28 protein-coding genes are annotated in these 21,044 nt (G+C 71.9%); 9 read left to right on the top strand and 19 right to left on the bottom strand.

The genetic code is table 11. From position 1 onward, the window contains the following. Positions 1-2: 2 nt before the first annotated feature. From ACIQ6R_RS18040 to ACIQ6R_RS17995, 10 genes are all read right to left on the bottom strand, one after another. The gene (locus ACIQ6R_RS18040; RefSeq protein ID WP_404222372.1) at positions 3-359 is read right to left on the bottom strand and encodes a hypothetical protein; all 357 of its coding nucleotides are present in this window, start codon (positions 357-359) and stop codon (positions 3-5) included. Further along, positions 359-532, bottom strand: coding sequence for a hypothetical protein (locus tag ACIQ6R_RS18035; RefSeq protein WP_404222371.1), 174 nt, complete (start codon positions 530-532; stop codon positions 359-361). Before ACIQ6R_RS18035 ends, ACIQ6R_RS18040 begins: the two co-directional genes overlap by 1 nt. A gap of 70 nt (positions 533-602) precedes the next feature. Beyond that, positions 603-902, bottom strand: coding sequence for a hypothetical protein (locus ACIQ6R_RS18030; protein WP_404222370.1), 300 nt, complete (start codon positions 900-902; stop codon positions 603-605). Beyond that, the gene (locus tag ACIQ6R_RS18025; RefSeq protein WP_404222369.1) at positions 899-1,900 is read right to left on the bottom strand and encodes a hypothetical protein; all 1,002 of its coding nucleotides are present in this window, start codon (positions 1,898-1,900) and stop codon (positions 899-901) included. The genes ACIQ6R_RS18030 and ACIQ6R_RS18025 overlap by 4 nt, the downstream gene beginning before the upstream one ends. A 77-nt stretch (positions 1,901-1,977) precedes the next feature. Beyond that, positions 1,978-2,502, bottom strand: coding sequence for a single-stranded DNA-binding protein (locus tag ACIQ6R_RS18020; protein WP_404222368.1), 525 nt, complete (start codon positions 2,500-2,502; stop codon positions 1,978-1,980). Positions 2,503-2,505: 3 nt separating this feature from the next. Continuing rightward, positions 2,506-3,003, bottom strand: a complete 498-nt coding sequence (locus ACIQ6R_RS18015) for an HNH endonuclease (protein ID WP_404222367.1) — start codon at positions 3,001-3,003, stop codon at positions 2,506-2,508. Positions 3,004-3,170: 167 nt separating this feature from the next. Further along, on the bottom strand, positions 3,171-3,347 hold the full coding sequence (locus tag ACIQ6R_RS18010; protein ID WP_404222366.1) for a hypothetical protein: 177 nt from the start codon (positions 3,345-3,347) through the stop codon (positions 3,171-3,173). Next, positions 3,344-3,835 (bottom strand): hypothetical protein, encoded by a 492-nt coding sequence (locus tag ACIQ6R_RS18005; protein WP_404222365.1) that lies wholly within the window; start codon positions 3,833-3,835, stop codon positions 3,344-3,346. Before ACIQ6R_RS18005 ends, ACIQ6R_RS18010 begins: the two co-directional genes overlap by 4 nt. Beyond that, complete coding sequence (locus ACIQ6R_RS18000) at positions 3,832-4,524, bottom strand: cell surface glycoprotein (protein WP_404222364.1); 693 nt, start codon at positions 4,522-4,524, stop codon at positions 3,832-3,834. Before ACIQ6R_RS18000 ends, ACIQ6R_RS18005 begins: the two co-directional genes overlap by 4 nt. Beyond that, on the bottom strand, positions 4,521-4,862 hold the full coding sequence (locus ACIQ6R_RS17995) for a hypothetical protein (protein WP_404222363.1): 342 nt from the start codon (positions 4,860-4,862) through the stop codon (positions 4,521-4,523). Before ACIQ6R_RS17995 ends, ACIQ6R_RS18000 begins: the two co-directional genes overlap by 4 nt. Before the next feature lie 408 nt (positions 4,863-5,270). Between ACIQ6R_RS17995 and ACIQ6R_RS17990 the strand changes: the two genes are divergently transcribed. Next, positions 5,271-5,444: a hypothetical protein gene (locus ACIQ6R_RS17990; RefSeq protein ID WP_404222362.1), complete on the top strand. Its 174-nt coding sequence runs from the start codon at positions 5,271-5,273 to the stop codon at positions 5,442-5,444. Between the two features lie 253 nt (positions 5,445-5,697). Here the strand turns inward: ACIQ6R_RS17990 and ACIQ6R_RS17985 are convergent, their stop codons facing one another. The 7 genes from ACIQ6R_RS17985 to ACIQ6R_RS17955 all read right to left on the bottom strand — a co-directional run bounded on the left by ACIQ6R_RS17985 (position 5,698) and on the right by ACIQ6R_RS17955 (position 9,321). Further along, positions 5,698-6,279, bottom strand: a complete 582-nt coding sequence (locus ACIQ6R_RS17985) for a hypothetical protein (protein WP_404222361.1) — start codon at positions 6,277-6,279, stop codon at positions 5,698-5,700. A gap of 62 nt (positions 6,280-6,341) precedes the next feature. Beyond that, positions 6,342-6,914 (bottom strand): hypothetical protein, encoded by a 573-nt coding sequence (locus ACIQ6R_RS17980; protein WP_404222360.1) that lies wholly within the window; start codon positions 6,912-6,914, stop codon positions 6,342-6,344. A gap of 38 nt (positions 6,915-6,952) precedes the next feature. Further along, a complete protein-coding gene (locus ACIQ6R_RS17975; protein WP_404222359.1) occupies positions 6,953-8,074 on the bottom strand; it encodes a hypothetical protein in 1,122 nt (373 codons plus the stop codon). Next, positions 8,071-8,448, bottom strand: a complete 378-nt coding sequence (locus ACIQ6R_RS17970) for a hypothetical protein (RefSeq protein WP_404222358.1) — start codon at positions 8,446-8,448, stop codon at positions 8,071-8,073. Before ACIQ6R_RS17970 ends, ACIQ6R_RS17975 begins: the two co-directional genes overlap by 4 nt. Then, positions 8,445-8,831: a hypothetical protein gene (locus tag ACIQ6R_RS17965; RefSeq protein WP_404222356.1), complete on the bottom strand. Its 387-nt coding sequence runs from the start codon at positions 8,829-8,831 to the stop codon at positions 8,445-8,447. The genes ACIQ6R_RS17970 and ACIQ6R_RS17965 overlap by 4 nt, the downstream gene beginning before the upstream one ends. A 68-nt stretch (positions 8,832-8,899) precedes the next feature. Further along, the gene (locus tag ACIQ6R_RS17960) at positions 8,900-9,082 is read right to left on the bottom strand and encodes a hypothetical protein (protein WP_404222355.1); all 183 of its coding nucleotides are present in this window, start codon (positions 9,080-9,082) and stop codon (positions 8,900-8,902) included. Next, complete coding sequence (locus ACIQ6R_RS17955; RefSeq protein WP_404222354.1) at positions 9,079-9,321, bottom strand: hypothetical protein; 243 nt, start codon at positions 9,319-9,321, stop codon at positions 9,079-9,081. The genes ACIQ6R_RS17960 and ACIQ6R_RS17955 overlap by 4 nt, the downstream gene beginning before the upstream one ends. Positions 9,322-9,650: 329 nt before the next feature. Here ACIQ6R_RS17955 and ACIQ6R_RS17950 point away from each other — a divergent pair, with 329 nt between their 5' ends. The 4 genes from ACIQ6R_RS17950 to ACIQ6R_RS17935 all read left to right on the top strand — a co-directional run bounded on the left by ACIQ6R_RS17950 (position 9,651) and on the right by ACIQ6R_RS17935 (position 12,916). Continuing rightward, positions 9,651-10,061 carry a helix-turn-helix domain-containing protein gene (locus tag ACIQ6R_RS17950; protein WP_404222352.1) on the top strand — a complete coding sequence of 137 codons (411 nt, stop codon included), beginning with the start codon at positions 9,651-9,653 and terminating at the stop codon, positions 10,059-10,061. 18 nt (positions 10,062-10,079) lie between these two features. Further along, positions 10,080-10,376, top strand: a complete 297-nt coding sequence (locus ACIQ6R_RS17945) for a hypothetical protein (protein ID WP_404222351.1) — start codon at positions 10,080-10,082, stop codon at positions 10,374-10,376. An 80-nt stretch (positions 10,377-10,456) separates the two neighbouring features. Then, positions 10,457-12,082 carry a recombinase family protein gene (locus ACIQ6R_RS17940; protein WP_404222350.1) on the top strand — a complete coding sequence of 542 codons (1,626 nt, stop codon included), beginning with the start codon at positions 10,457-10,459 and terminating at the stop codon, positions 12,080-12,082. A gap of 30 nt (positions 12,083-12,112) precedes the next feature. Continuing rightward, a complete protein-coding gene (locus tag ACIQ6R_RS17935; protein WP_404222674.1) occupies positions 12,113-12,916 on the top strand; it encodes an exodeoxyribonuclease III in 804 nt (267 codons plus the stop codon). Between the two features lie 7 nt (positions 12,917-12,923). On the opposite strand, the gene ACIQ6R_RS17930 is transcribed toward ACIQ6R_RS17935, so the two are convergent. Continuing rightward, the gene (locus ACIQ6R_RS17930; RefSeq protein WP_404175621.1) at positions 12,924-13,577 is read right to left on the bottom strand and encodes a MerR family transcriptional regulator; all 654 of its coding nucleotides are present in this window, start codon (positions 13,575-13,577) and stop codon (positions 12,924-12,926) included. 134 nt (positions 13,578-13,711) lie between these two features. On the opposite strand from ACIQ6R_RS17930, the gene ACIQ6R_RS17925 reads away from it, so the two are divergent. The 4 genes from ACIQ6R_RS17925 (at position 13,712) to ACIQ6R_RS17910 (ending at position 17,418) form a co-directional block, all read left to right on the top strand. Then, on the top strand, positions 13,712-15,283 hold the full coding sequence (locus ACIQ6R_RS17925) for a flavin-containing monooxygenase (protein WP_404222349.1): 1,572 nt from the start codon (positions 13,712-13,714) through the stop codon (positions 15,281-15,283). After that, the gene (locus ACIQ6R_RS17920) at positions 15,280-16,224 is read left to right on the top strand and encodes an alpha/beta fold hydrolase (protein WP_404222348.1); all 945 of its coding nucleotides are present in this window, start codon (positions 15,280-15,282) and stop codon (positions 16,222-16,224) included. Before ACIQ6R_RS17925 ends, ACIQ6R_RS17920 begins: the two co-directional genes overlap by 4 nt. Continuing rightward, complete coding sequence (locus ACIQ6R_RS17915) at positions 16,221-17,114, top strand: SDR family oxidoreductase (RefSeq protein WP_404175613.1); 894 nt, start codon at positions 16,221-16,223, stop codon at positions 17,112-17,114. The genes ACIQ6R_RS17920 and ACIQ6R_RS17915 overlap by 4 nt, the downstream gene beginning before the upstream one ends. 88 nt (positions 17,115-17,202) lie before the next feature. Further along, the gene (locus tag ACIQ6R_RS17910; RefSeq protein ID WP_404175610.1) at positions 17,203-17,418 is read left to right on the top strand and encodes a hypothetical protein; all 216 of its coding nucleotides are present in this window, start codon (positions 17,203-17,205) and stop codon (positions 17,416-17,418) included. A 54-nt stretch (positions 17,419-17,472) separates the two neighbouring features. Here the strand turns inward: ACIQ6R_RS17910 and ACIQ6R_RS17905 are convergent, their stop codons facing one another. Beyond that, entirely contained in the window at positions 17,473-20,880 is a 3,408-nt protein-coding gene (locus ACIQ6R_RS17905; protein WP_404222347.1) for a S41 family peptidase, read from the bottom strand. Between the last annotated feature and the right edge of the window lie 164 nt (positions 20,881-21,044).

The following is a 21,044-nucleotide window of genomic DNA, read 5'->3' as shown; positions in this document are numbered from 1 at the left end:
TCCTAGCTGAGGTCGGGGACGCACAGCCATCCGGGCGCGCCGAGATCGGGAAGGGTGCTGTAGGCGAGCGCGTCGACGGCGATCGCCAGTTGCCGGTTCCAGTCGGCGAGCTGCTCGGCCGTGACCGTCTCGGGGGTGACGTGCTTGAAGGTGCCGAGACTGACCTCGTCGCACTGCGTCGTGAGGAACAGCTCGTCGGCGTCGTAGTTGCCGGCGGAGAGCCACCCAACGTCTGGGCACTGCTCCTTCACCGCGATGAGCTGCTCGTTGACGCGGTCGTTCTCGGCCCACGGGTGTACGCCGTTGGGCACGGGAACGTGCACGCCGTACGCGAAGTAGGTGGAGTGGTACATGCCCATTAGGGGCGCTCCTTGGTGGGGGCGATGCCGTCGAGGACGGTGGGGACGATGCGGCACACGCGGTTGAGGCAGACCTGTTCGGCGTGGGCGGCGTAGTGGACGTGGTGGCCTTCGGCGAGCAGCTCGGCGGCGGCCTGGCGGGCGTTGCGTGGGGCGCGGGTGTGGGCGCTCATCGGTGGCGCTGCTCCTCGGTGGCGGGGGCGGGGCCGCCGTGGTGGTCGGCGGCCCCGGTGCGGTCGGTGGTCAGTGGCCGCGGGGGTCGCACTGGGAGAGGGGGCATCCGTGGCGGTGGCACCAGTCGGGGGACCGCTCGTCGATGGCGGTCGCGGCGAGGTGCTCGGGCTGCATGGTGCGGTGTCTCCTGGTGCGGTTGCGGGCGAGGCGCAGTAGGTCGCGGTCGTCCTGGGCGCGGCGGCGGGCGGTGCGCCATGCGGGCGTGCGATGGGGGATGGCGCGGGCGGCGGCGTGGCAGGCGGCGAGGGCGAACGGCATGCCGGCCGCGAGGACGCCGACCACGACGGCGGTGCCTTCGAGCGGGGTCACTGCTGCGCCTCGGCGGCCTTGCGGCGCAGCGTGGCGGCGAAGGTGGTGAAGCAGTCGTTGACGTGCTCCTCGGCCTCACCCATGGGGTTCGGCACGCGGTCCTGTTCGGCGAGTCGGGCGGCCTCGATCAGTCCGGCGGCGTAGGCGCTGCCCGACTGCGCCTCGCTGGTGTCCTCGACGGTGGGCGCGGTGATGGCGTCGAGCATCTTCCCGGCCTCGGTGACCAACTTGGGGTAGTCGTCCTCGCCGGTCTCTTCGTTGGACTCCCACGCCTTGTGCAGGTCGTAGTCCAGCTCGTTGACCAGGGCGCGGAGGAACGTGTCGAGGGTGTCGGGGGTGAGCGTCCATCCCGGCGCGGTCGGCTGTCCGTCGAGGGCGCGGGTGAACGCGGGGACGGCTTCACGGGCGGCGCTGAGCAGTGCGGCGGACGGTGAGAACGGGTACGGGATCGGCTCGCCACCCTCGGCACGGGCGCGGCGGTCGAACTCGTCGGCGGCCAAGCGCAGACCGTACGCGACGCGGGCGGGGTTCATGCCGTGGCTCTCGGCCGTGACGGTGACCTCGTCGGGGTCGGCGGCGGGGCGCAGCGTCACGACCGCGGATGGCTCGCGCTCGGCGGGGGCCTGGTCGTCGTCCTCGTACCCGGCGACGTCCCACCGTTCGGTCTTGAAGTTCCACACGACGGAGTGCGCGTTGTGGTCGGTGAGGGTGCCGTCGAGATCGATGCCGACGGGCATGCCGGCGCGGTTGGCGTCGTTGAGGGCGTCGGCGATGGCCTGCCAGTACTCGCGCTCAGTACGCGGCACGAACGGCTGCTCGGCGTCCGGGCGGCCGGTCTGCCATGCCGCGGCCTTGTAGCCGCGCTCCTCCTGCAACACGGCCTCGACGCGGTCCGCGGCGTGCGCGAGGGCGTCGCCGAGGTGGTCGTCGACGTCGGCGGCGGGGACGCCAACGGCGATCCAGTACCGGCGGGTTTCGGGGGTGGGCTGGTCGGTCATCAGGGGTTGCTCCTGTCTCGGTGTCGTCGAGGTGATCCCGCGCGCGACCGGAGCGGCGTCCGGTCGCGGGCGTGAGGTCAGAAGGGGGGTTCGTCGCTGTAGCCGCGCTGGGGCTGGCCGTTGACGGGGGCGCCGTACTGGCCTGCTGCGCTGTTGCCGTTGGCCCACGGGTCGCCCTGCTGCTGGGCGTAGCCGTTCTGCTGGGCGGCGTAGCCTCCGCTGTTCTGCTGGCGGTTCTGGCCGGCCTTTTCGGGGCGTGCGATGGCGCGGGCGAGGGAGGGGGCGACGTTCTCGGCCTCGACCTCGTAGACGGTGCGCTTGACGCCTTCCTTGTCCTCGTAGGACCGCTGCTTGAGGCGTCCGACGACGATGACGGCGTTGCCGCGGGTGAGGGATTCGGCGACGTTTTCGGCGAGGCCGCGCCATGCGGAGCAACGCATGAAGACGGTGTCTCCGTCTTTCCACTCGTTGGTGGACTTGTCGAACGTCCTCGGGGTGCTGGCGACGGTGAAGGAGGCGACGCCGTGTCCGGCGGGGGTGAATCGCATCTCGGGGTCGGCGGTGAGGTTGCCCTGAAGGGTGATGATCGTTTCGCCTGCCATGGGTTAGGCGGCCTGCCTTTCGGGGTTGGTGCGGGTGCGGGTGCGTTCGCAGGTGCGGCATGCGCGGGAGTTGTCGGGGCGTCTGCGGGTGTTGGCCTGGTCGTAGGGGTGGCCGTGGGCGCAGTGCGTCTTGCGCGCGTTGATCGCGGTGGGGCCGGTGCTGCGCAGTGTGTTGGTGCGGTGGTCGGTCTGTTCGAGGTGGGCGACGTTGACGCAGTTGCGGCGGCGGCACTTGTGGTCGACCTCGGGGCGCTGCTCGTCGTCGGCAGGCTCGGGAAGCGGGCCGTGTTCCAGTTCGTAGGCGTACTGGTGGGCGCGGATGGTGCGGCCGTCGACGTGGAATGCGCCGTAGTACTCGCCGAATTGCCCGCGGTCGTGGGGGCGTTTGCTGCGCGCTCCGCCGGTCCAGAGGTGGCAGGGGCCGGGGGCTTCGCGGTAGAGGCTCACGGGGCCGTTGCGGTCGACTTTGGCGGCGAACCGTTCGGCGGCGGTGGGCGGCATCGGCGCGGTTCCCTTCGAGGCTGAGCGGCTGGCGCTCCCGGTTCGTGGCGCCGATGCGGACTCGGCTGCCGTAAATCTCGATCGGGGTCGGTAAGGATCGATCGCGGTAGGAACGTAGCACGGTGGGAGTGCCCATTGGGGTTCTGTGAGACCCCCACCGTGTGGGGCTACGCGGCCCGTTGGGGGGCGCTGGTGGTGCCGGTGGGGGTGATCGTCCACCCGGCTTGTTCGAGGGCCTTGACGGCGCGTGTGGCGGTCATGCCGGGGCGTTGGAGGATCTCGGTCAGGTGGGCGTCCTCGATGGCGGCGCGGATGACGGCGACGGCGGCGGGTGGTGTGGTCATGGGCGGGCGCCGGCGGTGTGGCGGGCGGTGACTCGGCCGGTGGCGTCGCGGGCGACGGGTGGGCGGGCCATGAGGCGGGCGAGGCGGCCGTGTTCGGCGTCCTCCTCGGCTGTGCGGGCGCGGTCGCGCTGGTCGGCCTGGGCGGCTATCTCGGCGTCGAGGCGGGCGAGGCGGTCGGCTTCGGCCTGGGCGGCGCGCTGCTGCCTACGGATGGCTTCGGCGGCGTCGATGCGGGCGGGGCCGTCAACCTCGTCGACGGTGCGCCACTGGAAGCCACGGGAACGCTGCAGGAACACGTAGGCGCCCTGGTCGGCGAACTCCTCGACGATGCGGCGGGCCTTGGCGCGGTCGGACGTGGTGCGGATGGCGGGCCGGTCGGGGCGGTCGTTCCACGTGGCCTCGACGCGGTACAGGGTGTTGTTCCGGGTGCTGTCGTGGCCGCGGTTCTTGCGGTGGAACGTGCGGGTGTTCTGCGGCTTGGGGCTCATGCTGCGGGCTCCTGGGCGTAGTGGGCGGCGGTGGCGTCGTCTTTGCGGGTGGGGTGGGGCTTGCTGCGGGCGTTGCCGCGGTGGTCGCGGCACGGGGTGTTGCGGTCGGCGCGGCAGTGCTCGTACGGGCACGGGATGTTGAGGGGGTCGGGGGCGCCGGCGCGGGCGAGCTGCTCGCGCTGGGCGCGGTGGGGGCGGTAGTCGGCGAGGGTCTCGGCGACGCTGGGCGGCATGTAGGTGCCCAGTTCGGCGAGGCGGCGTTTTACCTGGGCGGCCATGGGGCCGGCGGTGAGGGCGCGGTGGGTTACGGGGGCCTGCTGGCCGGTGGCGATGGCGCGGCGTTCGGCGCGTAGGGCGGCCACGTAGGCGTCGCCGGTCTCGTCGTCCGGGTTGATCTCCGGGTGGGCGGTGGGCTCGAACGTGCCGACGTGGCGGCGGTTGAGGACGTCGGCCTTGTGGGCGTGCCACGGGCGGGATATGTCGCTGGGCTGGATGCGGTAGGGGTTGCGGGCGATGTAGTCGCGGGCGATGTGGGCCGCGTCCCATCCGTGGGCCTGGGCGGGAACGTCGGAGAGTAGGTCGCACCACTGGGCGAGGCGGTCTTCGGCGGCGCCCTGGTCTTCAACGTTCATCCGGGGGTCGAGGCGGACGACGTAGGCGAGCAGGGCGGCAACTTCACGGGGGTTCACTGCTGGGCCTCCATGCGGGCGAGGGCGGCGGCGAGGTGGTCGGCGGACTGGGCGGCGCGGCTCTTGCGGGGCGCGCTGGGGTTGAGGGGGATCACGTCGGCGCCGGGCCCGGTGGGGGCGGCGGGGACGGTGCCAGCGGTCGGGGCCGGGGGGAGGCTGGTCCACGCCCGCAGGAAGTAGCGGGCGGAGCTGACGCGCTGGCGGGCGGCGATGGTGACGGCGTGCTCGGCGAGCATGTCGGCGCCGGACCGCTTGAGCATCGCGTCGAGGCGCAGCCACTCATTCGCGGTGAGGTCCCACCCCACGTAGACCTTCGCGGCGGTGATCCGGTCGACCAACGGGCGAGCGAACGGGGGGATGGGGTCGGACGGCGACGCGGGTGCGGTCGGTCCCTCACCCACTCCTTCACTCTCTCTATCAAGTGCTTTAAAGGAAGCCTGCGCGCGCGTAGCACACGTTTCGGGGTGCTCGTCCCAGAGCGTTTGTGGTCCGGATTCCGGACCGGTAGCGGTCGGGTTAGTGGTCCGTGATCCGGACCGCAAATCGCTAGTGGTCCGGATTCCGGACCGGTAGGTGTTGTCCGGGGTGGCTAGTGGTCCGGATTCCAGACCACTAGGGGCGGTTAGTGGTCCGTGATCCGGACCAGTAGCGACGGATACCGGTCCGTGATCCGGACCACTAACAGCGGTGTGGTTGACGGCCCCGGGGATGCGGTAGAGGGCTGGCCGGGACCCCTTGGCGGGCTCGTGGATCTCCAGATCGCCGGCGGCGAGGGCGTCCGCGATGGCCTTGACGGCAACTCCCTTGCCGACTCCGCCGAGCCGCTGCCGTGCCTCGGTGAGGCCGAGCCGCGCGGTGGCGTCGGGGCCGGTGATCTTGTCCGCGACGGCGAGGACGACCAGCCGGGCGTTACCGCGTGAGCGGGCGTGACGCCATGCCCAGTCGTACGCGTCGAGTGTCACGGGGGTGCGCTCCTTACGGGGTGGTGCGCCCGGGGCGAGGGGCGCGGGGCTCGTCCTCGTCCCGGGGCGTCTCAGGGGGTGCGGCGGTGGGTGCGAGCGGGCTGGTGGTCGTCGCACTTCCAGCCGCACGGGTAGAGGCGGGCGGGTCGGGCGTGGCATCGGGGGTTGCCGTGCTCGCACGACGGTGGTCCGTCCTCGGCCGGCCGTCGGCTCACGCGGCGGCCTTTCTGCGCGCATCGGTGGCTGCGTGGCAGGCGGCGCAGTAAGGGCGTCCGTCGCGGTCGTAGCGGCGGTGCTCGGCCGTCGAGTGCCCGTTGGTGCACTCAGTGAGTGGCGTCGCCAGACCGACGACGGCGGCGTACTGCCCGCGGGAACGGGTGCGGCCCGGGTCGTCCTCGACGCACTGCGGGGCAACGCATCCGGGGTACTCACACTCGGCGGTGACCTTGCCGACGGGCTTCCGTCCGGTGCGGACGTAGAAGGCAACGGAGCGGGCGGTGTATTCGCGGCTGTGGTGCGTGAACACCATCGTGCCGCCGTTGTTCCGGCGGCGGCCGGTCCACTCCATGTGGTCGCCCTCGACGGGCCGGACGTACGTCTGCCACTTCTCGGCGAGGGTGAGCGTCGACCGGTTGGCGGGGGTGGGCTGCTTGGCGGGGCCGAATCCGAGGCGGGCGCGGTAGCGGGCGGCGGTGTCCTTGTCGATACCGAGTGCGCGGACGGCGGCCTTGTTGGTGGCGCCCTGGGCGAAGAGGTCGGCGAGGGCCTGCACGGTGGCGGGAGCGATCTGCATGCGGGTGTCTCCGGGTTGAGCGGGCCCGCCCCGTGTCGTGGGGCGGGCCGTACGGCTGAGGGCTATGCGGCGGGGGCGTCGTCCTCGACGGGCGGCGCGGGCGAGGCGAGGGCGGGCAGAACGTGTGCGGCGAGGTCGCCGGACCGCCACGCCTCGGCGACCAGCTCGCGGCCGTCGTACGCGCTGGTCTTCGACTTCCGCGTGTATGTCATCCGGAGCCCGGCGGCCTTGCTCGGGCGGATCTCGACGCCGGGCACGTCATGCATCTCGCCCGTGGCCTCGTCGACGTAGCGCGGGACGCCGGCGGCGGTCATGGCGGCGAGGGCCTGCGCGGCCCATGCGGGCCGAACCGACGTCCGTACCTGCATGGGCACGATCTCGACGACGTGCTCGGACGGAAAGTGGTCGCGGACCCACGCGGTGAACGCGTCCGGGTCGGTGATCTGCGCGGCCTTCTCTCCGCCGGTCCGGGAGACGGAACCGACCTTCACCCCGCCGGGCAGCATCGCATCGAGCTTGCTCGTGCCGCTCGTCTTGTGCTGCTGGTTGAGGTGGTGCTGTACGTCGGTGCGGGCCTCCGCGTACGCGGCCTTGACCTCGTCGAGCAATGCGCCGAGGGCGGCGAGCTTGGTCACGGCGTCGCGGACGGTAGGCGCGGTAGTGGGCTGTTCGGTCACTGCTGGCCGCCCTTCGCGGCGGCGGCCTCGATCTGCTGCCGGAACTGGTGGAGCTGGGCGGCGGGGGCCTGCTCGATGGGCAGGCCGTAGGCGCGCTCGAACGCGGCGTCGAGTTCGGGGAGGTTGGCGCGGCTAGCGGCGATGCGGAGCGCCTGCTCGGCGTCGGCGGCGAGCGCGGGCGAGTCGGGCGAGGCGGCTTCCGGCGCCGGGCCGTTGCGGGGACCGTCGTAGGCGGCCTCGGCGGCGGCGTCCACGTGGGCGGGCTCGGCCTCGGCGGCGCGCTCGTGGCCGATCGCGGCGAGCTGGTCGAGGTAGTCGGCTGGGGCGCCCGCGGCCTGCGCTTCCTTCCACAGTGCGCGAACCGCGTCGGCGGTCTCGGCGGCCTGCGCCTCGGCGAGGTAGTCGCGGCGCTCCGGCTGCGGTGCGGGCGGCGGCGTGTTCGGCGTCGACTGCACGACGGTCGCCTCCGTCATCTGCGGGACGTCAGTCCGCTCGACGACGTGTACCGGCTGGCCTTCCTGGTCGACGACGGCGCCGAGTTCCTCGGGCGTGTAGATGGCGCCGTGCAGCACTTCGGGGCACGCGATGCGTACGGCCTCGGCGATGGCGCGGGCCCGCAGCATGGCGCGCGGGTACTTCTCCCACGCCTGGGGACGGTTCTTGTCGTCGCGGGCGAACGGGCGGCCATCCCGCAGCGTGCAGAGTCCGGCGGTCACGGCGTCGTCAAGCGTCCACTCAACTTCCGACTCGTCGTCCGGGTCGTCGGCGCGCTGAACGCGGACGACGCACCGTTCCCGGTCCGACTTGATGCGGACGCGGTGGCCGGCCGACCGGGCGCGGCCCAGCATCAGGTCTGCGGACTGGGTGGGCTTGCCCTTGATGACGTGGATGGTCGTGATGGTGGTCACGACGTCAAGGCCGAGCGCGCGGCCGTACTCCATCGCCCACAGCACGGAGGCGGGCTGCTTGCGGTAGACGTCGGGCAGGAGGGGCGTGTTCGCGAGGGACTCGCAGAACTGCCACGCCTCGTAGGGGGACATGTGGGAGAGGGACAGGGCGCCGCCAGGCGCGGTCGGTGCGGGCGCGGGGTTGCGGGTGGCTATGGCGGTGACGGTCACTGGCGCGGTTCCTTCGTGCTCATGTGGCGGATATGTGCGGCGTGGCGGGTGATGCGGGTTGCGAGGGCGATCGCGGCATCCGGCCCGTACTGGGGGTCGAGCTGGTGCTCGATGGGCAGCTCGTCGTACAGGTCGTCGCGGGTGCCGTCGGCCTCGGCGGCGCGGATGGCGCGCTCGTAATCGGCGGCGTCCTGGTCGACCTCGGCCATGTCCTTGGCGATGACGGCGGTGCCGTGGGCGGTGAGCAGCTGGCCGAGGACGTCGGCGTCGTCGATGTACGCGACGGCGAGGGCGTCGAGCAGGGGTGCGGTGATGGCGTCGCGGATCGGCAGGCGCACGGCGCGGCCGTCGGCGGTGAGGGTCGGGCGGATCACTGGCGGGCCCCCTCGGCGGTGTCGATGCCCAGCTCGACGGGCGCGGTCGGCTCGTCGGCGGTGAGGTGGCCGGCGCGGACGTCGTACCGCTGCGGGACGGTCCAGTCGGCGCCCGGGAAGAAGTGACGCAGGATGCGGAGCGCGGCGGCGCGAGCGTCCGGGGTGGGGATGAGCTGCTGCGCGAGGTCGTTGAGCAGCAGTACGCGGGTGCACTGCTGGTCGTCGAGGGTGGCGGGCACGGTGCGGATCTCCGCGGTGCCGGGCGCGATCCGGTGAAGCTGGCTGTCGATCGCGGCGGTACGGGCAACGTCCTTGCGGGCGTTCCGGCCGCCCTCGATGGCCTGGGCGGCGCGGAGGGTGCGGGTACGCTGTGCGGTGTTCACATCGGTTCCCTTCGGGGGGTCGGTTTCGAGGGGCCGTCCGGGTGCATCCGGGCGGCCCTTCGTCGTGTTCAGGCGGCGGCGCGGTGCGCGGGGGTCTGCTGGCGCTGCTCGCGTTCAAGGCGCCGCAGGAGTAGTTCGACGTCGGGGGCGAGACGGCCGGCGGCGCGGTCGGCGTCGCGGCGGGCGCGGGCCCGGTCGAGGACGGCGCGGGCGTTTGCGATGGCCTGCTCGTACGGGATAACGGCGCTCATGCCGGGACCTCGACGGGGGCGAGGGGCTTGTCGAGCGCGGTAGCGGGGAGGCCGTAGGCAAGCTCGACGGCGCGGGCGGTGTTGTAGCTGGGCCTGCCGATGCCCTGGATCAGGCGCCAGGCGGCCATGGGGCCCACTCCCAAACGGCGGGCGACGGCGTGGGCGTTGATGGTTCCGTCGCGCTTGACATCGCGCGCAGCGATGGCGGCGCGGTGCAGGAGGGTGCGGTCGTACTGCATGCGTGGTTGCTCGCTTCCTCGATCTCGATCGGTCTGTATCGATCGCGGTAGGAACATAACACGTATCGATCTGGCTCGGAATGCACTTCACTTGTGAAGGTGCTGTGACGTGGGGCTTTCCGGTGGGGCCCGTTCCGGTTCGACCGTGTTCGATTCTTCAACCCGGTAAACGCCAGCCTGGATGCGTTGGCCATGCATTGCGTGTTCGAACGACTACGGGCTAGGGTCGTTGAACCGTCACCCACGGGGGGTGTGGGTAGGGGGTGAAGTTATGTCAAAGACGAACGTTCCTCTGATGGAACGTATCCCGTGCGCGATACAGTGCCGACATGAACAACGGCTCGCACCGACCTACCGACGCCGAAGGGAATGCCACCTTCGGCGAATGGCTCTCCCGGGAACTGACCGCCCGCGGCTACGACCTACGCGAACGCGGCGGAGGCCGCCGCGCCTTCGCTGACAAGGCCGGTATCGGACCCGCCATCCTCTCCCGCGCCCTACGTGACACCGCAGTCCCCGACATCAAGTCATGCGGACGCATCGCACGAGCGCTCGGCATCAAAACCGGCCCCGTACTCGTCCGCGCCGGCCACCTCCCCGCCGACGAACTACCCACCAGCGCCACACCCGCAGCCATCAGCCAACGCGACGCCCTCGCCGCGCTCGGCGTCCACACCGAAGAGGACCGCGCCGCAGTCCTCGCGCTCATCCGGGCTCTCACCTCACGAAGGGAGCCCTAGCACCAGAGAGGCCCGCCCGTGCCCAAGCTCGCCGCCATCCTGACCACCATCGCCGCCGTACTTACCCAGCTCATCGGCGTAACGGTCATGCTCACCACCCGCGCCACCGGCGACCCGGGCATTGCCAGCACAACCGGCCTCACCCTCACCACCCTTGGCTTTCTCATCACCCTTGCCGCCGCACCGCCCGCCTGCCGCGCCCTCTACATATGGGCCCGCGACCGCGGATACGTCCTCTACCGCGAACACCAGGCCCAGGACGCCGAACTGCCTGCCACCCCGGTTGTCCCGCTCAATCGGGCAACCCACCCTTGACCCACTCCCCACCGCACCGCAGGCCCCGGCAGCAGCACCACCGCGCCGGGGCCTACCTGTACCCACAGAAAGGGGCACCAGTGCTACCACGACCAGCCACCGCACCCGACGACCCCGAACTCTGGCTCGGCTACATCAGAGTGTCGACCTGGAAGGAAGAGAAGATCAGCCCCGAGCTGCAAGAGACTGCGCTCCGGGCATGGGCCAAACGCACCGGCCGCCAACTCCTCGAACCGCTCATCATCGACCTCGACGCCACGGGCCGGAACTTCAAACGCCGCATCATGGGCGGTATCAAGCGCGTCGAGGACGGCGAGGCCCGCGGCATCGCTGTATGGAAGTACTCGCGCTTCGGTCGCACCCGCGACGGCGTAGCCCTCAACCTCAAACGGCTTGAGGACGCCGGCGGGCAACTGGAGTCAGCCACCGAAGAGGGCGACGCCCGCACAGCAACGGGCCGACTCCAACGCGGCATCCTCTTCGAATTCGCGGCCTACGAGTCCGACGTCCGCGGCGAACAGTGGCGCGAGACCCACGACCACCGCCGCTACAAACTCAACCTTCCCGCCACTGGCCGACCCCGTTTCGGCTACATCTGGCACCCCCGACGACTCCCCGACCCCGCCCACCCCGGACAGTTCATCCTCCAGGAGGAGAAGTACGTAGCCCACCCCGAACTGGGACCGGTCATGGCCGACCGCTACCGACAGTTCGTCGAGGGCGACGCCTTTTACCACCTGGTCGGCGAACTCAACAGCGCCGGCCACCGCACCACCCGCGGCGGCATGTGGTCGGAACAGACCCTCATCCGCTACATGGACAGCGGCTTCCCCGCCGGCCTACTCCGCGTCCACGATCCGAAGTGCCGCAAGTGTGCTCCCGAGAAGCGCGGACACTGCCCGAACACTGTGTTCATCCCCGGCGCCCAAGAGGAACTAGCGAGCGCCGAACTGTGGCAGATGTACCAAGAGCGCCGAGAAGCCATCCGACGGACACCGCCCCGTGCCCGCCGCGCCACCTACGAACTCACGGGCCTACTGCGCTGTGGCACCTGCCGAGGCAGTCTCACTCCGAACAACTCCGAACGCATCCGTGACGGTGAGACTGTTCGCATCCGCGGCTACTCCTATCGCTGCTCCCGCCGATCAGTGCAAGGCGCCCTCGGATGCCCCGGCACATGGGCCATCCGGGACGACGTCGAGAAGGCGATGCGCGATTGGCTGGCCGACAAACGAGCGGAAGCCATAGACGCGACGCCAGCCGTACCGCAGCAGCGGACGCCCCTCCAGGACCACCGCGCCGCCGCCGCCCGCGAACGAATCCGGCTCCAGACCGAGGCCGACAAGCTCGCCGCCGCCCTGGTGAACCTCCGCGTAGCCCGCGCCGCGGACCCGGACGACTACGGACCCGGCGAGTATGAAGCCGCCCGCGACCGCATCCGCGCACAGCAGCAGGCCAACACCTCAGCAATGGAACGCGTCGCCGAAGTCGAGTCAACGCCCCACCGTGACGACTACAAGTCCGTACTCGTCGGCGTCGTACCGGAGTGGAAGTCGTTCAACGAGCGCGAACGCAACAACCTGTACAAGCAACTGTTGCGGCGAGTCGTCGTGTCCAAGGAGGGCAGCGCTGTGCGCGTCGAGCCTCACCCGGTATGGGAGCCGGACCCGTGGGCGCCGGTCACGGTCGAGGAGCAGCTCGCGTAGCCTACGAGCCTGCCGAACGTGGAGAGTGTTTTGTACACCGTGACCTCCGTGAACGTGAATGGTCTGCGCGCCGCCGCGAAGAAGGGCTTCGTGGAGTGGCTCGCCGACACCTCCGCCGACGTGCTGTGCCTCCAGGAGGTGCGGGCGGAGCCCCAGCAGCTGCCCGAACACGTCCGCACGCCCGACGGCTGGCACGTGACGCACGCCCCCGCCGCCGCCAAGGGCCGCGCCGGCGTCTCCCTCTACACCCGCCGCGAGCCCGACCGCGTCCGGGTCGGCTTCGGCTCGACGGAGTTCGACGCCAGTGGCCGGTACGTCGAAGCCGACCTGCCCGGTGTGACGGTCGCCTCCCTCTACCTTCCCTCCGGCGAGGTCGGCACCGAACGCCAGGACGAGAAGGTCCGCTTCATGGGCGAGTTCCTCGCCTACCTCAAGGAACTGCGCGAGCGCGCCGCCGCCGACGGCCGCGAGGTCGTCGTCTGCGGCGACTGGAACATCGCCCACCGCGAGGCCGACCTCAAGAACTGGCGCGCCAACAAGAAGAACTCCGGTTTCCTGCCGGAGGAGCGGGAGTGGCTGAGCCGCGTCCTCGATCCGGCCGAGGGCGGCTACGTCGACGTCGTGCGCGCCCTGCACCCGGACGTCGAGGGGCCGTACTCGTGGTGGTCGTACCGGGGGCGGGCCTTCGACAACGATTCGGGATGGCGCATCGACTACCACCTGGCCACCGCGGGGCTGGCCGCGAAGGCCGTCAAGGGCCACGTCGAGCGGGCCGCCACACACGCCGAGCGCTGGTCCGACCACGCGCCGGTGACGGTCGTCTACGACCGCTAGACCTCCGTCAGTCGTCTCTGGCCTGCTTCCGTATCCGCCGGTCCAGCGCCAGAGACAGTTCCGCCTCGATCACGCTGCGGGCGAGCGGGCGCAGGCGGTGGAGTTCCTCTTCGGGGGCGTGGCGCAGGATCAGGTCGGTGAAGAGGTCGGCGAGGGCGTCGGCGTGTTCGCGGACGCGGGCGCCGGCCTGGAGGACCTCGCCGAGGGGGATGCCCTCGCGGACCAGGGCCGAGGAGACCTCCAGCAGGCGGTGGCTGATGTGGACGAGTTCGTCGCCGTCGGTGCCGAGGTAGCCGAGGTCCATCGCGGCGGCCAGGTTCTCGGGGGTGACCTCGCCCTCGAAGCGGGCGGCGAGTTCCTCGGGGGTGAGGCGGACCGGGGTCTCCTCGGTGGGTTCGCCGAGGCCGAGCAGGTCGCCGACGTCGCGGCCGTGGTCGAAGGCGTCGGCGAGTTCCGCGATGCCGTTGAGGGTGTGGCCGCGTTCCAGGAGGGCCGCGATGGTGCGCAGGCGGGCCAGGTGGTGGTCGTCGTACCAGGCGATGCGGCCCTCGCGGCGGGGCGGCGGGATCAGTTTGCGTTCGCGGTAGAAGCGCACCGTGCGCACCGTGATGCCGGCCAGCCGGGCCAGGTCCTCCATGCGGTATTCGCGCTTCTCGGTCACGCCCCCGACTTTAAGTCGTACCGGCGGTAACTTTCCTCCGCCCGACCCCTACCCATGAGTACGGAGCTGTTCTACTCTCCCCATTGCGCCAGTGTTCACTGGCAGAGTTCTAGGCGACGCGTGGAGGCTTCGGGATGGCCGAGCACGAGCAGGTTCAAGAACACGTGCGGGTGGCGGTGATCGGGTCCGGCTTCGGCGGGCTGGGGGCCGCCGTGCGGCTGCGGCGCGAGGGGATCACGGACTTCGTGGTGCTGGAGCGGGCTTCGAGCGTCGGCGGCACGTGGCGGGACAACAGTTACCCCGGGTGCGCCTGTGACGTGCCGTCCCACCTGTACTCCTTCTCCTTCGCCCCCAACCCGGAGTGGCCGCGCACCTTCTCCGGGCAGGAGCACATCCGGGCCTACCTGGAGCACGTGACCGACACCTTCGGGCTGCGCCCCCACCTCCGCTTCGACTCGGAGGTGAAGCGGATGGCGTGGGACGGCGAGCGGCTGCGGTGGAAGATCGAGACCGCGAGCGGGAATCTCACCGCCGACGTCGTCGTCTCCGCCACCGGGCCGCTGTCCGACCCCAAGACGCCGGACATCCCGGGGCTGAACTCCTTCCCCGGCAAGGTCTTCCACTCCGCCCGCTGGGACCACGACTACGACCTCACCGGCAAGCGCGTCGCCATGATCGGCACCGGTGCCTCCGCGATCCAGATCGTGCCGTCCATCCAGCCGAAGGTCGGCCGCCTCACCCTCTTCCAGCGCACCCCGGCCTGGGTGATGCCCCGCATGGACCGGCCGATCAGCGGCGCCGAGCGCGCCCTGCACCGGGCGCTGCCCGCCACCACCAAGCTGCGCCGCGGGCTGCTGTGGGGCATCCGGGAACTCCAGGTGCAGGCCTTCACCAAGCACCCCAACGAGCTGGGCTTCGTCGAGCAGATCGCCAAGCGCAACATGGGCGCCGCCATCAAGGACCCGGCCCTGCGCGCCAAGCTCACCCCGGACTACCGCATCGGCTGCAAGCGCATCCTGCTGTCGAGTACGTACTATCCGGCGCTCGCCAAGCCCAACGTGGACGTCGTCGCGAGCGGGCTCAGCGAGGTGCGCGGCTCGACCCTCGTCGGCGCCGACGGCACCGAGGCCGAGGTGGACGCGATCATCTTCGGCACCGGTTTCCACGTCACCGACATGCCCATCGCCGAGCGGGTGGTGGGCGCGGACGGGCGGACCCTCGCCGAGACCTGGAAGGGCGGCATGGAGGCGCTGCGCGGCGCCTCGGCGGCCGGCTTCCCCAACTTCATGACGGTCATCGGGCCCAACACCGGCCTCGGGAACTCGTCGATGATCCTGATGATCGAGTCGCAGCTCAACTACATGGCCGACTACCTGCGCCAGATCAACGTCCTCGGCGGCCGGACCGCCCTCGACGCCCGCCCCGCCGCCGTGCGGAACTGGAACCACCGGGTGCAGGAGCGCATGAAGCGCACGGTGTGGAACACCGGCGGCTGCACCAGCTGGTACCTGGACGCGAGCGGCCGCAACACCACCGTCTGGCCCGGCACGACCGCGGAGTTCCGGCGCGCGACGCGGCGCGTGGACCTCGCGGAGTACGAGGTGCTGCGTCCCGCCGTCGCCGGGCCGGCACCGGCCTCCGGCGCCGACGTGAACGCCCAGGCGGCCCCCGGCGGCGCGGACGCGGCCGCGGAGGTGGGCGCGTGAGCCGCCTGCTGCACGTCGCCGCCGGGCCCTACGCGCCGCCCGTCCCCGCCCGCGAGCTGACCGTCACCGCCGCCGACGGCGCCCGGATACACGTCCAGGTGCACGGCCCCGAGCACGCCCCCGCGGTCGTCCTCGCGCACGGCTGGGCCTGCTCGACCGCCTTCTGGGCGGCGCAGGTCCGCGCGCTGGCCGCCGACCACCGGGTCGTCGTGTACGACCAGCGCGGGCACGGCCGCAGTCCGGCGAACCCGGCGTGCGGCACCGAGGCCCTCGCCGACGACCTCGAAGCCGTCCTCACGGCCACGCTCACGCCGGGCGAGCGGGCGGTGATCGCCGGGCACTCCATGGGCGGGATGACGGTGATGGCCGCCGCGACCCGGCCGGCGGTGCGCGAACACGCGGCGGCCGTCCTGCTGTGCAGTACGGGCAGTTCGCGGCTGGTGGCCTCCTCGACCGTGGTGCCGCTCGGGGAGGGCCGGGTACGGACCTGGCTGACCCGGCGGATCCTCGGCTCCCGGGCGCCGCTCGGGCCGGTCACGCCGCTGGCGCGCAAAATCCTCAAGTACGGGACGATGGGCCCCGGTTCGGCCCCGCACATGGTCGACGCCTGCGCCCGGATCGTGCACGCCTGTCCGCGCAGGGTGCGCCACGCCTGGTCGGAGGTGCTGGGCCTGCTCGACCTCGACCACAACATAAGGGAGTTGACGATGCCGGTGGAGGTCGTCGTCGGCACCGCGGACCGGCTGACCCCGCCCGTGCACGCCCGCTCGCTGGCGGCCGCGCTGCCGCACTGCGTGGGCCTGACGGAGCTCCGGGGGGTCGGCCACATGACGCCGGTGGAGGCGCCGGATCTGGTCACCGGGAAGATACGCGCCCTGGCCGCCACCTACATATCCGACGCACGCAGCGAGCGTGCCGTACACGCCGAGGAGAGCGCATGAGCAGGGTGAGCCTGGAAGGGCGGGTCGCGGTCGTCACCGGAGCCGCGCGGGGCGTGGGGGAGTTGCTGGCCCGCAAGCTGTCCGCGCGCGGGGTCAAGGTGGCGCTGGTCGGTCTGGAGCCGGACGCGCTCAAGCAGGTCTCCGCCCGGCTGCACAGCGAGAGCGAGCACTGGCACGCGGACGTCACCGACCACGAGGTGATGGCCCGGGTCGCGGGCGAGGTCAAGGAACGCTTCGGCAGGATCGACATCGTCGTCGCCAACGCGGGTGTCGCCACCGGCGGGCCCTTCGTCGACTCCGACCCGGAGTCCTGGCGGCGGGTCATCGAGGTCAACCTGATCGGCTCGGCGGTGACGGCCCGCGCCTTCCTGCCGGCGCTGCTGGAGAGCCGCGGCTACCTGCTCCAGATCGCGTCCCTCGCCGCCCTCACCCCCGCGCCGATGATGAGCGCCTACTGCGCCTCCAAGTCCGGTGTCGAGGCGTACGCGCACAGCCTGCGCGGCGAGGTCGGGCACCGGGGCGTGAAGGTCGGCGTCGGCTATCTGTCCTGGACCGACACGGACATGGTGCGCGGCGCGGACCAGGACGACGTCATGCGCGAACTGCGCCAGCGGCTGCCCTGGCCGTCGAACAAGACGTACCCGCTGGGCCCGGCGGTCGACCGGCTCGTGGAGGGCATCGAGCGCCGCTCGGCCCATGTCTACGGGCAGTGGTGGCTGCGCGGCATGCAGGGGGTGCGCGGCTACCTGCCGGCCGTCATCGGCACCGTCGGACAGCGCGAGATGCGGCGCTTCGGGGACCGTCTGGACAACGTGCGCGTCGGCCTGGTCGGCGCGGGCGGAGCGGCCGACGAACAGCGTCCGACCAGCACGGCTACGGTCCGTAAGTGATCGACATGCGCACGGTCACGGCCCATGTGAATCTGATCGAGCCAGGCCGATCCGGCCGGGCCCGAACACATCACAGGAGTGAACCCACATGGGTATGAAGGACCAGTTCCAGGACAAGGCCGAGCGCATGCAGCAGCAGGGCAAGCAGCGGGCCGACCAGGCCAGGGAGCAGTTCCAGAACCGCGACCGCCGTCGTGACGAGGACGAGATGGACCCGTCGCGCCGCCGGGACGCGGAGGAGCGTGACCCCTCCTCGCGCCGCCGCGACGCGGACGAGCGGTTCGAGGAGAGCTACGACGCCTGACGCGCCGTCGCCGAGTTGAAGGGGCGCCCCCGTTCTCACGGAGGGCGCCCTTCCTCATGCCCGGGGCGGCAGCGGCGGCCGTGACCGGTCGGGTACGTCGTCGTAACCGGGCGGCGAAGCGGGCGGGTTGGCCGCCAGCAGCTCCAGTGCCAGGCGGACCGCCTCGTCCAGCACCGGGTAGCGGCCCTCGGCCCAGTCCAGCGGCGTGCGCAGCGCCTCGACGTCGGGGGCGACGCCGTGGTTCTCCACGGACCAGCCGTACGCGTCGAACCAGGCCGCGTTCATCGGCACCGTGATCACCGTGCCGTCGCCGAGGCGGTGCCGGCCGGTCATGCCGACCACCCCGCCCCAGGTGCGCTGCCCGACCACCGGGCCGAGGCGCAGCAGCTTGAACGCGGCCGTGATCATGTCGCCGTCGGAGGACGTCGCCTCGTCCGCGACCGCCACGACCGGCCCGCGCGGGGCGTTGGAGGTGTACGACACCGGCTGCGCGTCGCGCGTCAGGTCCCAGCCCAGGATGGTGCGGGTCAGCTTCTCGATGACGAGTTCGCTGATGTGCCCGCCCGCGTTGCCGCGCACGTCCACGATCAGCGCGGGCCGGGACACCTCCATGCGCAGGTCGCGGTTGAACTGCGCCCAGCCGGAGCCGCCCATGTCGGGGATGTGCAGGTAGCCGCACCGCCCGCCGCTCAACTCCCGTACCACCTCACGGCGCTTGGCCACCCAGTCCTGGTAGCGCAGCGGCCGTTCGTCGACGAGCGGCACGACGGCGACCCGGCGGGCCGGTCCCGTGCCGCCCTCGCCCGGGGCGAAGGTCAGCTCCACCGTCGTACCGCCCGCTCCCGCCAGCAGCGGGTAGGGACCCGCCACCGGATCCACCGGGCGGCCGTCCACGTGGGTCAGTACGGCCCCCTCGCGGATGCCGGTGCCGGCCAGCGGGGAGCGGGCCTTGGAGTCGGAGGAGTCGCCGGGCAGGATGCGCTTGACCACCCAGTGGCCGTCCCGGCACACGAAGTTGGCGCCGAGCAGGCCCTGCCGGCGCTGGTAGTGGGCCGGACCCTCGTTGCGCCGGGCGGCGGCGACGTACGCGTGCGAGGTGCCGAGTTCGCCGAGCACCTCGCGGAGCAGGTCGGCGAACTCGTCCGGGGAGGCGACCCGTTCGAGCAGCGGCCGGTACTGGTCCAGCACCGCGTCCCAGTCGATACCGCACATGCCGGGGTCCCAGAAGTAGGCGCGGATCAGCCGGCCCGCCTCGTCGTACGCCTGGCGCCACTCGGCGGCCGGGTCGACCTCGTGCAGGATGCGGCGCAGGTCGATCCAGGTGGTCGAGTCACCGTCGCCCGCCTCCGTCGCCGGGACGGCGCGCAGGTCGCCCTCGTCGAGGACGACCAGGCGGGTGCCGTCGCCGCTGACCCGGAACCAGTCGAGGTGGTCGACCAGTTCGGACTTCTTCGCCTTGGCGAGGTTGAAGTGCTCCAGGGTCGGCCGCTCGCTGGGGTCCGCCGGGTTGGCGAAGGTCTCGCCGAGCGCGCCGGAGATCGGCCAGCGCAGCCAGACCAGGCCGCCGCCCGCGACCGGGTGCAGCGTCGAGTACTTGGACGCGGTGACCGGGAACGGGGTCACCCGGCTCTCCAGTCCCTCCACCTCGACGGTCACCGCGCCGCCCTCGCCGGCGTCGTCCTCCAGCGGGTCCAGGCCCCCGGCGGCGGGACGGCCCTCCGGGTTCAGCGCGAAGGGGGAGGGGGTCGCGGAGGAGAGCGGCACCAGGTAGGGGCGGCAGCCCAGTGGGAAGGACAGGTCGCCGGTGTGCACGTCGTACACCGGGTCGAAGCCGCGCCAGGACAGGAAGGCGAGGTAGCGGCCGTCCCGGGTGAACACCGGGTTCTCGTCCTCGAAGCGCCCGTCGGTGACGTCGACGACGAGCGGGCTGTGCTTGCCGTGCTGTCCGCTGTGCCCGTTGATCCGGGCCATCTTGATCTGCCGCAGCGAGCGTCCGATGCCCGGGTGCGACCAGGTGAGCCAGGCCCCGTCCGGGGAGAAGGCGAGGTCGCTCACGGGACCGTTGACGGACCGGATCAACTCGGTGACGGGGCCTCCGGCGGCGTCCGCGTCGGCGTCGGTGTCGGTGCCGGTGTCGGGCACCGTGTCCGCCGCCTCCGCCGGACTCGCCGCGTCCGCCGCGTCCACCGCGTCCGCCGCGTCCAGCGCCTGGGTGACCTCCGCGTCCTCCTCCGAGACGTCCAGCAGCAGGAGCCGGCCGTCGTGCGAGGCGATGGCGAGTCGCTCGCCCGCCGGGTCCGAGACCAGCTCCAGGACCCGGCCCAGCCTCCCGGAGGCGAGCCGCCTGGGTGCACGGCCCCCGGTCGCGCGCGGCAGGTGGGCGATCTCGACGGCGTCCTCGCCCTCCGCGTCCGTCACGTACGCGATCCGCCCGCTCTCCCCGAGCATCTCCGGCAGCCGCACCCGCACCCCCGGCGTGTCGGCGAGGGTGCGGGCCGGGCCGTCGCGGTGGGTGAGCCAGTACAGGCTGCCGCGTACGACGACGGCGCTCGCGCGGCCCGTCTCGTCGACGGAGACGCCGCCCACGTGCTGCGCGGCGGGCACCTGGTACGTACGCCGTCCCGCGCGGGGCCCGCTCAGCCGGACGTCCAGCCGGCGCGGCACCGAGCCGGGCGCCAGGTCGTCGACGATCCACAGGTCGCCCGCGCACTGGTACACCACGCGGTCGCCGTCGCTCGCGGCGTGCCGGGCGTAGCAGGCGTCGTGGTCGGTGTGGCGGCGCAGGTCGGAGCCGTCGCGGGCGCACGAGTAGAGGTTGCCGACGCCCTCGTGGTCGGAGAGGAAGGCGATCCGGCCGCCGACGAACATGGGGGAGTGCAGATGGCCCCGGAGGTCGGGCAGGAGCCGTTGCCCGTGCAGCCAGAGCCGGCCGGTGGCGCCGCCCCGGTAGCGCTTCCAGGCGGCGGGTTCGTGCGGCGGGGTGCCGGTGAGCAGGAGCGTCCTGCGTTCCCCGTCGAGGTCGGCGGCCTGGATGTCGGTGACCGGTCCCCAGGGGAGTTTGCGGCCGGGGTCGCCGTCGGGGGTGACCTTGTAGGCCCAGGTCAGGTGGGAGAAGGGCTCGCCGTGCGAGGCGACGGCGAGGATGGCGGCGTGGCCGTCGGGTTCGGGGGGCGACCAGCCGCAGACCCGGGTGTCGAAGCCGCCCCAGTGGGTGAGCTGCCGTCCGGGACCGCCGTCCACCGGCACGAGGTGGACCTCCGGCGACAGACTGCGCCAGCTGGTGTAGGCGATGTGGCGGCCGTCGGGCGAGAAGCGCGGGTGGCCGGCCTTGGTGCGGTCGACGGTGAGCCGCCAGGCACGGCCCGGACCGTCGAGGTTCGCGAGCCAGATGTCGTCCTCGGCCACGAAGCACAGCTGGTCGCCACTGAGGTGTGGAAGGCGCAGATAACTCACCCACCCCATGCTTTGCCCGGGGCCGGACCCCGGCAACTCGGCCCGCGGCGACTCGGCCCCGCGTTTATGGGTAACCGACAACCGTGACCCAGAACACGAACGAAACAGTTTCGTTTCGCTAGGGGGTGGGGTACCTTCGTCATGTACGAAACGGTGTCGTTCAGATCGAGTGG

The sequence above is a fragment of the Streptomyces sp. NPDC096048 genome, assembly GCF_044763415.1.
GTDB lineage: Bacteria > Actinomycetota > Actinomycetes > Streptomycetales > Streptomycetaceae > Streptomyces.
This window is presented reverse-complemented; position numbering and strand designations above follow the sequence as displayed.

Coding starts and splice junctions, on each gene's coding strand:
- ACIQ6R_RS18040 (WP_404222372.1), bottom strand. CDS start 359: ATGGGCATGTACCACTCCACCTACTTCGCGTACGGCGTGCACGTTCCC.
- ACIQ6R_RS18035 (WP_404222371.1), bottom strand. CDS start 532: ATGAGCGCCCACACCCGCGCCCCACGCAACGCCCGCCAGGCCGCCGCC.
- ACIQ6R_RS18025 (WP_404222369.1), bottom strand. CDS start 1,900: ATGACCGACCAGCCCACCCCCGAAACCCGCCGGTACTGGATCGCCGTT.
- ACIQ6R_RS18020 (WP_404222368.1), bottom strand. CDS start 2,502: ATGGCAGGCGAAACGATCATCACCCTTCAGGGCAACCTCACCGCCGAC.
- ACIQ6R_RS18015 (WP_404222367.1), bottom strand. CDS start 3,003: ATGCCGCCCACCGCCGCCGAACGGTTCGCCGCCAAAGTCGACCGCAAC.
- ACIQ6R_RS18010 (WP_404222366.1), bottom strand. CDS start 3,347: ATGACCACACCACCCGCCGCCGTCGCCGTCATCCGCGCCGCCATCGAG.
- ACIQ6R_RS18005 (WP_404222365.1), bottom strand. CDS start 3,835: ATGAGCCCCAAGCCGCAGAACACCCGCACGTTCCACCGCAAGAACCGC.
- ACIQ6R_RS17985 (WP_404222361.1), bottom strand. CDS start 6,279: ATGCAGATCGCTCCCGCCACCGTGCAGGCCCTCGCCGACCTCTTCGCC.
- ACIQ6R_RS17960 (WP_404222355.1), bottom strand. CDS start 9,082: ATGAGCGCCGTTATCCCGTACGAGCAGGCCATCGCAAACGCCCGCGCC.
- ACIQ6R_RS17955 (WP_404222354.1), bottom strand. CDS start 9,321: ATGCAGTACGACCGCACCCTCCTGCACCGCGCCGCCATCGCTGCGCGC.
- ACIQ6R_RS17950 (WP_404222352.1), top strand. CDS start 9,651: ATGAACAACGGCTCGCACCGACCTACCGACGCCGAAGGGAATGCCACC.
- ACIQ6R_RS17925 (WP_404222349.1), top strand. CDS start 13,712: ATGGCCGAGCACGAGCAGGTTCAAGAACACGTGCGGGTGGCGGTGATC.
- ACIQ6R_RS17915 (WP_404175613.1), top strand. CDS start 16,221: ATGAGCAGGGTGAGCCTGGAAGGGCGGGTCGCGGTCGTCACCGGAGCC.
- ACIQ6R_RS17910 (WP_404175610.1), top strand. CDS start 17,203: ATGGGTATGAAGGACCAGTTCCAGGACAAGGCCGAGCGCATGCAGCAG.
- ACIQ6R_RS17905 (WP_404222347.1), bottom strand. CDS start 20,880: ATGGGGTGGGTGAGTTATCTGCGCCTTCCACACCTCAGTGGCGACCAG.